Annotated in this window: 8 protein-coding genes; 4 read left to right on the forward strand and 4 right to left on the reverse strand. The window is 51.7% G+C overall.

Annotated elements, in window-relative coordinates:
- Positions 1-71: 71 nt before the first annotated feature.
- A complete protein-coding gene (locus tag CI960_RS05635) occupies positions 72-2,360 on the reverse strand; it encodes an NADP-dependent malic enzyme (RefSeq protein ID WP_094582248.1) in 2,289 nt (762 codons plus the stop codon).
- Positions 2,361-2,572: 212 nt separating this feature from the next.
- Between CI960_RS05635 and CI960_RS05640 the strand changes: the two genes are divergently transcribed.
- Both CI960_RS05640 and CI960_RS05645 read left to right on the forward strand, forming a co-directional pair.
- The gene (locus CI960_RS05640) at positions 2,573-3,019 is read left to right on the forward strand and encodes a DNA-binding protein (RefSeq protein WP_005858196.1); all 447 of its coding nucleotides are present in this window, start codon (positions 2,573-2,575) and stop codon (positions 3,017-3,019) included.
- Between the two features lie 436 nt (positions 3,020-3,455).
- Positions 3,456-4,703, forward strand: a complete 1,248-nt coding sequence (locus tag CI960_RS05645) for a HAMP domain-containing sensor histidine kinase (RefSeq protein WP_005858194.1) — start codon at positions 3,456-3,458, stop codon at positions 4,701-4,703.
- Between the two features lie 47 nt (positions 4,704-4,750).
- Here CI960_RS05645 and CI960_RS05650 read toward each other — a convergent pair whose 3' ends face one another.
- Positions 4,751-6,001, reverse strand: a complete 1,251-nt coding sequence (locus CI960_RS05650) for a TonB-dependent receptor (protein WP_005858192.1) — start codon at positions 5,999-6,001, stop codon at positions 4,751-4,753.
- A gap of 295 nt (positions 6,002-6,296) precedes the next feature.
- Between CI960_RS05650 and CI960_RS05655 the strand changes: the two genes are divergently transcribed.
- Together CI960_RS05655 and CI960_RS05660 are read left to right on the forward strand one after the other, a co-directional pair.
- On the forward strand, positions 6,297-7,547 hold the full coding sequence (locus CI960_RS05655; protein WP_005858189.1) for an exonuclease SbcCD subunit D: 1,251 nt from the start codon (positions 6,297-6,299) through the stop codon (positions 7,545-7,547).
- Entirely contained in the window at positions 7,544-10,525 is a 2,982-nt protein-coding gene (locus tag CI960_RS05660) for an AAA family ATPase (RefSeq protein WP_005858187.1), read from the forward strand. The genes CI960_RS05655 and CI960_RS05660 overlap by 4 nt, the downstream gene beginning before the upstream one ends.
- A gap of 2 nt (positions 10,526-10,527) precedes the next feature.
- Here the strand turns inward: CI960_RS05660 and CI960_RS05665 are convergent, their stop codons facing one another.
- Both CI960_RS05665 and CI960_RS05670 read right to left on the reverse strand, forming a co-directional pair.
- Entirely contained in the window at positions 10,528-11,112 is a 585-nt protein-coding gene (locus CI960_RS05665; protein ID WP_005858185.1) for a nitroreductase family protein, read from the reverse strand.
- A 29-nt stretch (positions 11,113-11,141) separates the two neighbouring features.
- On the reverse strand, positions 11,142-13,430 hold the full coding sequence (locus tag CI960_RS05670) for a cation:proton antiporter (RefSeq protein ID WP_005858183.1): 2,289 nt from the start codon (positions 13,428-13,430) through the stop codon (positions 11,142-11,144).
- Between the last annotated feature and the right edge of the window lie 50 nt (positions 13,431-13,480).

The following is a 13,480-nucleotide window of genomic DNA, read 5'->3' on the forward strand; positions in this document are numbered from 1 at the left end:
ACGCAGATGACGCGGATGACACGGATTTATTTTATTCTTATCCGTGTTATCCGCGTCATCCGCATCAAAACTTATCTGTTCTCTTTCTCGATCTGCTCCTGAACGATAGCGTCTACGACAGCTACGGTAGTCAGGTTCACGATATCACGGGTAGAGCTTTCTACGTCGGTGAAGTGGATCGGTTTGTTCAATCCCATCTGGATCGGGCCGATCGTCTCGGTGATACCCAGCGTATCCAATAGCTTGTACGCGCTGTTGGCGGAGCTTAGGTTCGGGAAGATCAAGGTATTCACGTCTTGCCCTTTCAGCTTGTTGAACGGATACATATCGTCGCGCAGCTTCTTGTCGAGGGCGAAGTTTACTTGCATCTCTCCGTCTACTACCATGTCTGGGTATGTCTTATGCAAGAAGTCGATCGCCTCGTGTACTTTCAGCGGACTGCCCTGCTTGTCGGAACCGAAGTTCGAGTAAGACAACATCGCCATAACCGGCTCGTGAGCGAAGAACTTCACGGCGTCGTGCGTCAGGCGGGCGATATCGATCAATACCTCGGCCGACGGGTGGCGGTTGATCAGCGTATCGGCCATAAAGAACGTACCCTTCTTGCACGTCAGGATGTTCAAGGCGCCGAAATGTTTGTAACTCGGGCGGATGCCGATGATCTGCTCCGCCATCTTGGTAACCTCCGAGTAGCGGCTGTATACACCCGTCACGAAAGCGTCGGCGTCGCCGGTAGCCACCATCATCATACCAAAGGCGTTACGGTCTACCATTTTCTCGCAAGCCTCTGAGTAAGTCACGCCCTCTCGCGCCTTCTTGTCGGTAAGGATACGGGCGTAGCGGTGGCGGCGTTCCGTCTCGCGGTCGTGGCGGAGGTTGACGATCTCGATACCGTCCAGACTGATATTCTCCTCGGCGGCGATCTTGGCCAGACGCTCCTCGTTACCCAGCAAGATCGGGAAACAGATACCTTCCGCTTTCGCCTCGGCGGCGGCTTTCAGCATATTCACGTGGTTCGCCTCGGCGAATACCACCCGTTTCGGGTTCGCTTTCGCCATATCGGTGAACGAGCGCAAGAGTTTATTATCGTACCCCATCATCTCACGCAAATGGTTGGCGTAGCCCTCCCAGTCGGTGATCGTCTTGCGAGACACGCCCGAGTCGATAGCGGCTTTCGCCACGGCGCAAGATACACGGGTCAGCAAACGGGGATCGAGCGCTTTCGGAAGGATATAGTCGCGTCCGAAAGTGGTTCGTTTCAGCTTATAGGCGGCGTTCACCACGTCGGGAATCGGTTCCTTGGCAAGGTCGGCGATAGCGTAGACGGCGGCCAGCTTCATCTCCTCGTTGATCGCCTTGGCGTGCGTGTCCAAGGCGCCGCGGAAGATATAAGGGAATCCCAGCACGTTGTTGATCTGGTTCGGATAGTCGGAACGTCCGGTAGCGAAGATGATATCGTCCCGCGAGGCCATTGCGTCGGCGTAGGAGATCTCCGGGTTCGGGTTCGCCAAGGCGAATACGATCGGGTCGGCGTTCATGCTACGTACCATCTCCTTGGTCAATACGTTCGCCACGGAGAGGCCCAAGAATACGTCGGCTCCCACCACGGCCTCTTGCAAGGTCTTGATCGGACGGTCGGTAGCGAACTCCCGCTTGGCGGCGTTCAAGTCCGGGCGACTGGTAGAGATGACGCCCTTGCTGTCGCACATGACGATATTCTCCTTGCGCGCTCCCAGCATCACGTACAGTCTCGTACATGAGATAGAGGCGGCTCCGGCGCCGTTCACCACGATCTTCACGTCCTCGATCTTCTTGCCGGCGATCTCCAAGGCGTTGATCAGCCCGGCGCCGGAGATGATTGCCGTACCATGCTGGTCGTCGTGCATGACGGGGATATCCAGCTCGTTCTTCAGGCGAGTCTCGATCTCGAAACACTCCGGTGCCTTGATATCCTCCAAGTTGATTCCTCCGAACGTGGGCGAGATCGCCTTCACGGTCTGGATAAACTTCTCCGGATCTTTCTCGTTCACCTCGATATCGAATACGTCGATACCCGCGAATATCTTGAATAGCAATCCCTTGCCTTCCATCACCGGCTTACCGGCCAAGGGACCGATATCGCCCAGCCCGAGTACGGCGGTACCGTTGGAGATTACGGCTACCAAATTACCTTTCGCCGTATATTCGTACGCGTCGTGCGGATTCTTCTCGATCTCCAGACACGGCTCGGCTACGCCCGGCGAATAAGCCAGGGATAAATCCGTTTGCGTGCTATGAGGCTTTGTCGGGATAACCTCGATCTTACCCGGTTTGCCCTCGGCATGGTACCGAAGGGCCTCCTCTTTTGTAATCTTTGCCATAGGTATGTTTATTAATTATGTTGTTCCTATTTAAAACCACCGCAAAAGTAACAAATTATTATGAGTTGGCTAGGTTTTGCTTACAAATAGTTTTTTCAAGAAAGTGCGAATAGTAATCCGGTTTTAACTTGTGAGAGTGGAACTCTATTGTTATATTTGAAGATTTAATAATCAGGGCCTCCATCCAAGAGAGACCTATAAATCTATTTATCATGGCAATACTAGTAAAACCCGTGCAACGAATAAACCCTTTGGACAAGGAAGCGCCTAAGAAATGGTATGTAACTCAAGTAACTACCGCCCAAGCGGACGAGACTGAGGTAGCGATGGAACTCGCCGACGAGACTACGTTGAACCCTTCCGAGGCGATGATGGCCATCCGCCAGCTTCGTAAGATCTTGCTTCGCAGGCTGCTGGGAGGCGAGAGCGTGAAACTGGGTAACTGGGGTAGTTTCAGCGTTACGCTTTCCAGTTTGGGGGTACCTACCAAGGAGGAGGTCAACGCCAAGAATATCAAAAGTGTGAACCTTAACTTCCAGCCTGACGAGGCTTTCAAGACGGATCTTCAGAAGGCTACTTTCGCTTGGGTGGACAAGCTGGCGGAAGGACGACCGGGTGGCTCCGGCGGCTCCGACTCGGAATCTCCGGACGAGATATAGGCTAGGATGATAGCCGCGGGCCGGTATCCGGGCAGGTACTCACGTGTACCCGCCCAGATACCGGCTTTTTGTTGCCCGGATACAAGCGGGTACCCGTACGGTTACGCTCTTGCACTTACGTATCCGCGTCCTTGTATCTACGTATCTGCATCCGTGTATCCGTACGGATACACGGATGCAGATACGTAGATACAAGAATGTAGCCGTACGGATACGAGTAAGGAAGATGCCGGGTAGATAAATAATCGTGGAAGAGGTGTAGGCGTTGTCCCTGCGGGACTCTGGTTGATTATGAGATCAAAGATAATAATATTTATTAAATAGCTGGTGAAAATCAATAATAGTCTTAAGAAAAAAAACAATAGTGTTAATGAGCGGAGTGAAATAAAACCATTTACCACCAGAGTCCCGCAGGTACTCGTAAACTTAAAGAACCATGAAACACCTACTTTATATATTTTTAGTTTTAGCAACCTTGCTTACGGGGTTGTACTTGCTACCTAAGCATACTCCCTTATTTGAGTATTATAGGCTGAGGCCTGTTTTTGAGGTAGCTACTATCGTATTTTTAATCGGTGTCTTATGCTTGTATGGGCGGGAGAAGAGGCAAGTCAAGATGATCTTCTCCCGTCTGTCTCAAAAGAATTTCTTCTTGGATTTGGCCATACAGTGTGGAGGCATATACATCTGGGAGTTTAAGGACGAGGAGTTCTTTTTCGAGTATCCTGTCGGTGACCAGTCATTACGGATCGAGTTGGAAGAGATGTGGAGGCTGATACATCCCGATGATCTCACTGCTTTCAAATTACTTTGGCAATCCTTATGGAAGGCGGACAAGGAGGTATTCCAATGCCGTGCCCGCTTCGCCGGATCTGATTATGAATGGTGGGAATTCCGCTTTAGCGCCATGCCTGCGGTAGATAATGCGGAGGGAGGTAAAGACGTGAGCGGTATACTTATCAACATCAATGACATGAAGAAACGGGAAAAAGAGCTTATCCTCATGAGGGGGTATGAGCAAAAGTTCTTGGCGAACATGAGCCATGAGATACGTACGCCGCTGAACTCTATCGTAGGCTTCTCGAACCTGCTGGCCTCGGAGAAGGACTTAGACGAGGCCGACAAGCAGCTGTTTGCCAAGACGATCAATCAGAGCTGCGATCTGTTGTTGGTGCTCATCAATGATATTCTGGAGGTTTCGAGACTTCAATCGGGACAAATGAAATTCGAGAAAGAGAGCTGCTCCGTCAAGGAGTTGGTAGACGACCTTTACCTCGCCCATCAGTTATTAGTCCCCACCCACCTACGATTCTCGAAAGAGGCGGAGGGGGATTTGTTTATCTATACGGATAAAAAGAGACTTTCGCAAGTTATAACCAATTTCTTGACAAACGCTTGTAAATTCACGAATAGCGGATATATAAAGTTGGGATTTAAGCATCTGAGGGGGACGGATGAGGTAGCGATTTTTGTCGAGGATTCCGGGATCGGTCTATCGGAGGAGCAACAAGAGAAGGTGTTCAGCCGTTTTTTCAAGCAAGATGAATTCAGCCAAGGGGCCGGTCTGGGGTTGTCTATCTGCCAAGGAATCGTACAAAACTTGGGGGGACGGATAGAACTGAGTTCTAAGCTAGGAAAAGGAAGCCGCTTCTCGGTTGTGCTGCCGGTATATAAGGGGGGATAGTGGAGCGGGAAGCGGATGTCTTGCCGACCCTAGACGGGATTCTCATTTTATTCCTCTTTTTGCTCGATTTTTGTGGATTTACCTCTTTGGGTTATAATGACGATAATTCCATTGCTAGCTTTAGGCCCCCATATGGCAGCGTCTGATCCTTTTAGTAAAAACATCTCTTCTATGTCGTTAACGGGGTAATCTAGGATGTCGAAATCGATAAAAGGCGTGTCATCAATCACGACTAGGGGTTTCCCTTCATTTTTTGATCTAAAGGAAGTTATCGCGTCACGGAGTACCGGATAATATTTTTGCTTAACGTCATCGAAGATAAATTTAACCCCGCTAAAGCGAGATAATAACGATTTCATCTCATTTATATGCCACCGTTCTATATCTTGGGAGCTATAAATACGGCTGGAAGCTTGGACGGGCGAATAGAGTCCTTGATTCTGTTTGTCTTTCTTGAATGCCTTGATTTCTACATTCTCCAACTCGATGGTCTTCCATATATCATCATCTGGCCTTTTATCAGGTTCCGATTGTTCCTGGTCGATTGTTAAAGTCTTGGCCAAAGTATCCAATACGAGATTCTTCCGTATGGAATCGGTTCCCGGATCGTTCATGATAGGAAGTAGCCTTATCTTGAAGTCCGGAGGCAAAGATTGGAGTGATGAGATATTTTCCAGCTTGAAAAACGGTCGCCCGGAAAGTAGATCGTCATTACTATCTACTAAAAGAAAACTAGACAGTCCGGTCTTGATGTCTTTTTTCTCGAATACGATCCATCTCCTTGAGAAATCCCAAATGTCTTTATAAACGATGGAGTCTTCGGATTGTAACAGTATATATAAAGTGTCTTTAAATTGCAAATGCTCTGGTTTTGAGACCGAGACTAATATTTGGTCTTCCTTGAAATGTACTTTTATCCCTATTGATAGGGTTGCGGCAGGTAATATAAAGCTTTTTTCTATACCTTCTGTGCTTTTACAGTTCAGATAATAGGTCCTTCCTTCATTTGGGTAAATATTGAAATATCCTAATCCGTTATATAAGGATTTTACGTTTTGTACAATATTACCTCTGTCATCCACGATCTCTCCTGAGATATCTAATGTTTTACCATCTCTGCTTTCTGCCTTGAATGCGACTACGCAGGCGGTATTCAATATCAATCGGCCCCCTTCCGGATAGAATGAGACTGTGTAAGCCTCATTTCCCTCCTTGATATCCGGATTTGATGCGGTCGATTTATCCCCGTGAAGCAATGGGAGAAAGAAAACTAGAACGTTTAGTATCAGATGGTACATGATTTTTATTTAGTTTTTTTATTGTAAACTATGTCATTGCCTTTAGGAAATCTATGATATTCCGTTGCTATGGGAAAAACGGTTGATGATCATTCTTCGCTCTAAATGTAACAAAAGAATTTATAAACTTAGGACTAAAATACATATATTATGATGTATATTGCTGAAATAGACCTAAAAAAGAAGAAACGACAACTTATTCCCTTGACGCGGATATGTCTCTTTGGCAATGTTGACGGCAAAAGAAAGAACCTGGAAAAAAATTGTACCTTTGCTTTTATAAATATGACAATATATGGCATTGAAACTTATCCATACCGCCGACTGGCATCTGGGCCAGACCTTTTTCGGCTACGACCGGGAGGCGGAGCACGAGGCTTTCCTCGGTTTTCTGACAAATCTATTGGTGGAGCGAGAGACGGATGTCCTGCTGATTGCCGGCGACGTGTTCGACGTGACGAACCCTTCCGCCGGGGCGCAACGCCGTTTCTATCGTTTCCTGCGGGAGGCGAACCGCCTGAACCCGGGCTTGCAGATCGTGATCATCGCCGGTAACCACGACTCCGCGATCCGTCTGGAAGCCCCGAATCCCTTGCTGGAGGAATTGAATACTTCGATTGTCGGTATCGTGGGGAGGACGGATTCCGGGGAGATCGATCTCGCCTCGCTCGTCGTCCCCTTGAGGAACCGGGCGGGAGAACGGGAGGCGCTTTGCCTGGCGGTGCCTTTCCTCCGCCAAGGGGATTACCCGGCGGCGCCCGAGGGAGAGCTTGATTCGTATGTGGCGGGCATCGGCCGGATGTACCGGCGGCTCTACGCCTATGCCGATGCCCAGAGGAATCCCGGCGAGGCGATCGTAGCCTTGGGACACCTCCACGCTACCGGAGCCGAGTTGTCGGACGACGACCGGAGCGAGCGCGCCATCATGGGAGGTCTGGAGTCCGTATCCGCAGATACCTTCGACGCCGGGATCGCTTATACGGCGCTGGGGCATATCCATAAGGCGCAACGGATCGGCGGGCGCGAGGCGGTACGTTACGCCGGAAGCCCGCTTCCCATGTCGTTCTCGGAGAAGAATTACCGGCATCAAGTGATAGCCGTAGCGGTCGAGGAGGGGAAGGTCGCTGGTATCGAGGCGATCGAGATCCCAAGAGTAGCGGACTTGATGCGTATACCGGACAGCCCGTTACCACCGGAGGAGGTCTTGCGATGCCTCGCCGGGCTTCCGGAGCCGGAGGAGGGCAGGGAGGACGAGAGCCGCTGGCCTTACGTGGAGATACGGGTCCTGCTGACGGAGCCGGACCCTACGTTCCGTCATCGGGTAGAGGAGGCGTTGGTCGGGAAGGCGGTCCGCCTCACCTCCATCGTTCCTTCGTATCCCCGGCGGGAAGGGGAGGCAGAGGAGCGGGCCTTGTCGTATAACGATTTGCAAAAGATAGCTCCGTTGGATATGCTGAGGCATACGTTTGCCGTGAAATACGGAGGCGAGTTGCCCGAGGAGATAGAGACATTGTTTAATGAGGTGATGAGGGAGGTTTCTTTATGAGAGTGCTGGCGATCAGAGGACGCAATCTGGCGTCGCTGGAAGGAGAGTTTTCCATTGATTTTACGGAAGAGCCTTTGGCTTCGGCGGGTATTTTCGCTATATCCGGGCCTACGGGGGCGGGAAAATCCACGTTGCTGGATGCCATGTGCCTCGCCCTCTTCTCCCGTACGCCGCGAACGGAGCTGGCGAAGGAGAATAACGTGCGGCTGAGGGACGTGCAAGAGGATGTGTTGCCGCAAAGCGACCCCCGCTTCCTCTTGCGCCGCGGGACGGCCTCGGGCTATGCCGAGGTGGATTTCGTGGCGCTGAACGGGTGTCGGTATCGCGCCCGCTGGTCCGTATCCCGGGCCCGGGAGAAGGAGAGCGGACGTTTGCAGGCCGCCCGCCTTACATTATATAATATAGATGCCGGGAAAGAGGAGCCGGGAACCAACAAGGACCTGCAAGCCCGTATCATCGAGCTGATCGGCCTGACTTTCGATCAGTTCACCCGCTCGGTGCTCTTGGCCCAGAACGATTTCTCTACCTTCCTGAAAGCGGAGCAGGGCGAGAAGGCCTCCTTGCTGGAGAAACTGACCGGTACGGAGCAATACTCGGAGATCTCCCGCCGGATCTTCGCCAAGAACGCCGAGGCGAAGGAGGCCTACGAGCAGCTATACGCCCGCGTACAAGACATAGAGCTTCTGTCGGAGGAGGAGGTGGAAGCCTCCCAAATCCGCCTTTCGGCCTTGGAGGGGGAGCTGGCCCGTCTGGAGAAGGCGAGGGCCGAGCGGCAAAGCCTGCGGGAGGCCGTGAAAGCGGCTGAGGTCCAGATCGCCTCGAAGGAAAAACAGCGGGAGGAGAACGCCCGTTTCTTGGAACGGGCGTTGGCATCGCTGGAAACCTCAAGGAAGGAGTATGAGCAAGGAGAGGTGCGATTGGCGAGGACGGATGAGGAATCTAAGGGCTTGCGACTGGAATTGCAACAGGCCCGGAAACTGGACGTGCAACTGGAATCGGCCTTGAAAGCCCGCTCCGAGGCTGATGAACGGATGAAAGACTTCTCCCGGCGGAAGCAGGAGGCGGAAGAGAAACTCAGGAAGGTGGAAGAGCGGCAGAAGAAAGCCTCGGAGGAATGGGACAAGCTGACGTCGTGGCGTGAACGTTACCGGAGCAAGGAGGGGATCGCCGAGCAACTGTCGGCCTTGTTGATTCATCTGGATACCTGCCTTACGGCTCGCCGGGCAGTCGAGCGGTCGGACAAGGCCTTGCTAGCCATCCGACAGAAAATCCAGCGGTTGGAGGTTCGGAGGCAATCCTTGCGGCGGGAGGCGGAGACGCACGCCAAGGAACAGGTAAAGATTGAGGAAGAGCGGAAGTCCGTAGCGCTTGCCCTCCAGGAATTGGAACCGGAGGCTTTGGACCGGTCGATCGAGACCTGCCGTACGGAACGGGAGCGTTTATTGCTGGAGCAAGCCCAGTTCGTGACGACTGGCGATATCAAAAGCCTGCGGGACAAGCTGACTGCCGGAACGCCTTGCCCGGTCTGCGGAAGCCTTGAGCATCCTTTCGCCTCTCACGAGGCGCATGAGCGCCTGTTGGCCTTGGCGGATCGCATCTCGGAAGCTACCCTGCGCCTCAAGCGGCTTCTCGACCGGAAAGAACGGCAGGAGGCCTGCGGGAAACAACTCGCCGCCCTGCAACAGAAAGAATTGGAGCTGCATAAACAACTCGCCGCGGACGAGAACGCACGGACGGAATTAAGGAACCAGTTACAATCCTTGTCCGAGCAAATCGACCGGGAAGAACTGGATAAGCGGGAACAGCAGGAGAAGCTGTCCCAATCCCTATCAGCGGCCAACGCCCTGTTCGGGAACGACGCATGGCAGACGGGCTGGAACAAGGACCCGGAAAGCTTCCGGGAGACCTTGACGGATTTCGCCCGCCAGTGGCAAGCCAACGGGGAACGCCTGCGGGAACTGGAACGGGAGCGGAGCGCCCATCAAGCGGAACGGGAGTCGTACGAGGCTTTCCTCCCTCCCTTGCGCAAGCAGTACGAGGACGCCGCGAAAGCCTACGACGAGAAGAATCAATCCTATACCCGCTTGCGTTCGGAGCGGAATCTCCTGCTGGGAGGCCAGCCAGCCGACCAGGTGGAACGTACCTTCCACGAACGGGTGGAAGCCTTGAAGAGCCATTTGAAGCAGCTACAAGAGAGCACGACAAGGCACGCCGGCGAGGTGGAGCAATACCGGGGGATTACGGAACAGATCAAGAAGGATCTGGCGGAGACTTCCGGTCTCCTTTCCGCACGCCGGCAGGAGCTGGATAACTGGATGGTCGCCTATCAAGAGAACTCCGAGGGGAAGACGCTGGAGGAATCCCTGTCGGAAATGACGGCCCAAAAGTCTGAATGTAGTTTCCGTCTGCGTACGCACGAGGAGAATAAGCGGAAGATAGCCGGCTTCCAGCAAGAGCTCTCGGAGCGGAGGGCGATGAGCGAGCGTTGGGCGAAGCTGAATGAGTTGGCAGGCTCGGCGGATGGCGCCAAGTTCCGTAGGATCGCCCAAGGCTACACCTTGGATGTCTTGTTGAGTTACGCGAATGTGCAATTGCGGCAACTATCCCGGCGTTACCGGTTGGAGCGTGTGCCGGATACCTTGGCTTTGCAGGTGATCGACCAAGATATGTGCGACGAGATCCGTACCGTGCATAGCCTTTCCGGAGGGGAATCTTTCTTGGTCTCGCTGGCCTTGGCGTTAGGCTTGTCCTCGCTCTCCTCGAACCGGATGAAGGTTGAGAGCTTGTTTATCGATGAGGGCTTCGGCTCTTTGGATGCGGAGACGTTGCGGGTCGCTATGGATGCCTTGGAGAGCCTGCGTACGCAAGGGCGCAAGATCGGCGTTATCTCGCACGTACAGGAAATGACGGAACGTATTCCCGTGCAGATCCGGGTGAACCGGGCGGGAAACGGACGGAGTTATCTGGAAGTCATATAGCTTTACCAGCCGTTGTGATGGATCTGTTGGACGTTGTATTTGTTTTTGGGAGTCTCTTTCTGCATGGGGTATCCCACAGGTATGACGTTCAACGGTATGATATGATCTGGTAGCTGAAGCTCTTTCCGGACGATCTCGATCCGGTCCGGATAGGGGTAAACAGCCGTCCATACGGCTCCCAATCCCATGGATTCGGCGGCAAGTAGCAGGTTTTGCGAGGCGGCGGAACAATCCAGAAACCAAGCGTTGGAGGATTTGATCGTATCGCCGCAAACGACGATCGCTTGCCTTGTCTCTTTCAGCATCCGGGCGAAGGGAAGGCCTTCGGCCATCGTATCCAAGGCTTTCCGGTCGGTTACGATAATGAATTCCCAAGGTCGCCTGTCACGGGAGGAAGGGGCGGCCATTCCGGCTCGTATCAGTTTGTCTATCTTTTCCTTTTCTACCGGGCGATCCTTATACTTACGTACGCTTTTGCGATTGAGTATCGTTTCCAAGGTCTGGTTTTCCGGTTCCTGCCGCTGGTTCCCCGTAGAGGAGCAGCCCATGAGGAAAGCGGTGATCAAGAAGAAAAGACAGATTCTCATAAAGACGGGTTTATATGGTTTATAACGGATTATTTGCTTAATATCAACGTGGAAGGCATTTTCTGCAAGGCTTCTTTCCGGTGCTCGGAGACATCGTTCCATGTCTTATAACTGATCAGCATGAAGTTGAAGCCGTTGAAAGACTGGGGCGTAAGGTCTTTTTCTCGTAGAAGCGTGGTCTGCTTCACGTCTTCCGTGAATCGCAGGATTCCTTCCTTGATCACCTCGTTCCCCGGGGTCGTGCTGCTGGATTTATCAAGTACGCTGGCCGAGCCGTGTGTAGACTTCAATAAGGTCTGGGCATATCCCAACAGGAATAAATCCTCCTCGGAATCGATGACCACGATCACGTTCGACGCCTTGACGAAATTCCGGTTCACGAATACACCTACCGGGCAATTGCTTTGCTCGATAAACATCTTCGTCTTGTCTTTCAATAAGGCACCCGGATAAAACCAAGATTCCGGAGCCTTGAAGCGTTTGAAATAACGGTTGTAGAAAGAGGCCCGGTAATGGCTTGCCGCTATATCATCCGGTGTGTTGCTCATCGATATCCCGGAACCGACCAGAAGGAAATCATACCCCTCATTGTTTACGATGCTACAAATATCCACTCCGGCGTTGTTCGATACCTCGTAGCGGGTCTGTATCTGAATGCCCAGCTTCTTGGCCCCGTAAAGGATCGGGCCGAAGCTGACTTCCTCGAAATTATCCGTGTGTAACGGGTTTACGTCCGAGCCAACCGTTAAGTGCAGCGCCGTCAGCTCCAGCTTGTTTTTGCCTTGGGCGAACATCTGGTAGGCTACGTCCAGCATGATCTGTCCATTTCCGGCTCGTCCGAAGGACAACAGTACCTTGAATATTCCCTCCAATGGCATTCTCTCTTTTTGCTCCATCAGCTTGTCATGCGTCCGGTAACAGAATTTGATGAATGAGACCAACGGTGTTGTCATAAAGGTGGTGACCAGCGTCATTAGCACTAAGATCACGAATACGGAAGGTGTCAATATCCCCATATCGTACCCGATCGTCAATACGACCAGCTCCATCAACCCGCGGGTGTTCATGAGTGCCCCTATGTATAGGCTATCCTTCCAGCTCTCACCCACGAATCGGGCGGAGAACATCGCTCCCCCAAACTTTCCCGCGATGGCCACAACTATGAAGATAAGGCATAGCCACCATAACTCAGGCTTGTTTAGAAGACCTATTTCCGTACGTAATCCGGTGGATACGAAGAATAAGGGAAGAAATAGCGCAAGGGATACATCCTCTACTTTCTCGGTCATGATCTTGCGGAATTTGACATTCCCCGGCATCACCACCCCTGCGATAAAAGCGCCGAACAAGGCATGCAATCCCAATATCTCAGTCAGATAAGCCGAGGTGATCAATAGCAAGAAGATGAAAGCGACCAGCCCCTTGTCGATTACCTCCTTGTTGTGGTAAATATGTCCGATCATCCGCAGGAATGGCCGCACCGCCAAAAACATAAACACTATGTAAAGGACTGAGAATAAGATGTTGTAAACGGCACTTAGCATCGAACCCGCTTGTGCGATCGCTATGACAACCGCTAGCAAGCACCATGCGGTGATATCCCCATTCGCCGCGCTTGCCAACGAGATGGTACCCAAATGTGTCTTGGTAAGTCCTTTCTCTTGGATAATACGTGCCAATACGGGAAAGGCGGTAATACTCATGGCGATACCTATAAACAAGGCGAAAGAGAGGAAAGGCGTACTCTTATCCGCATATTTGTCGTACACGAAATAGGCGGTCAGCATACCGAAAAAGAAGGGGACGATCGTACTGGTATGACTGATTAAGATCGTCTCTTTCAGCTTTTTCCTTACCTCGGAGATATTAAGTTCCATCCCGATAGCGAACATAAAGAGTATAAGTCCGAATTGACTCAGCATATTTATATTCACCAACGATTCCACAGGAAAAAGGAAGGCGGAAGCCTCCGGGAATAAATTGCCTAATACGGACGGCCCTAGCACGATTCCGGCAACGATCTCGCCGATGACGGTGGGTTGCCCGATCTTCTGGAATAACCAACCGAACAAACGGCACGTAAGCAATATCGTGATGATTTGTAAAAGCAGAATTCCTATGGAAGACTCGATATTATGTACTAATAATTGAGTAAATATGGTAAATCCCTCTTCTAAATTACTAGGTGCGTTTTGAATGGACGCAATCGAATTTTCCAGTTGCTGACTTTCCCCTTCTTTGGCGATAAAGTACATCAGCGAACCGAAAATGAGGATCATCATTAGGTAAAAGGCTATACTTTTTGTTCCTTTGCTCATCTTTATACGGTTTACCGCGAATATAAGAAATATCCTAATATTATCAATGG

The organism is Parabacteroides sp. CT06 (assembly GCF_002257605.1).
GTDB lineage: Bacteria > Bacteroidota > Bacteroidia > Bacteroidales > Tannerellaceae > Parabacteroides > Parabacteroides distasonis.

What these genes read in the sequence shown, in the direction of transcription:
- CI960_RS05635 (WP_094582248.1), bottom strand. Translation starts at nt 2,360, where the DNA reads ATGGCAAAGATTACAAAAGAGGAGGCCCTTCGGTACCATGCCGAGGGC.
- CI960_RS05640 (WP_005858196.1), top strand. Translation starts at nt 2,573, where the DNA reads ATGGCAATACTAGTAAAACCCGTGCAACGAATAAACCCTTTGGACAAG.
- CI960_RS05645 (WP_005858194.1), top strand. Translation starts at nt 3,456, where the DNA reads ATGAAACACCTACTTTATATATTTTTAGTTTTAGCAACCTTGCTTACG.
- CI960_RS05650 (WP_005858192.1), bottom strand. Translation starts at nt 6,001, where the DNA reads ATGTACCATCTGATACTAAACGTTCTAGTTTTCTTTCTCCCATTGCTT.
- CI960_RS05655 (WP_005858189.1), top strand. Translation starts at nt 6,297, where the DNA reads ATGGCATTGAAACTTATCCATACCGCCGACTGGCATCTGGGCCAGACC.
- CI960_RS05660 (WP_005858187.1), top strand. Translation starts at nt 7,544, where the DNA reads ATGAGAGTGCTGGCGATCAGAGGACGCAATCTGGCGTCGCTGGAAGGA.
- CI960_RS05665 (WP_005858185.1), bottom strand. Translation starts at nt 11,112, where the DNA reads ATGAGAATCTGTCTTTTCTTCTTGATCACCGCTTTCCTCATGGGCTGC.
- CI960_RS05670 (WP_005858183.1), bottom strand. Translation starts at nt 13,430, where the DNA reads ATGAGCAAAGGAACAAAAAGTATAGCCTTTTACCTAATGATGATCCTC.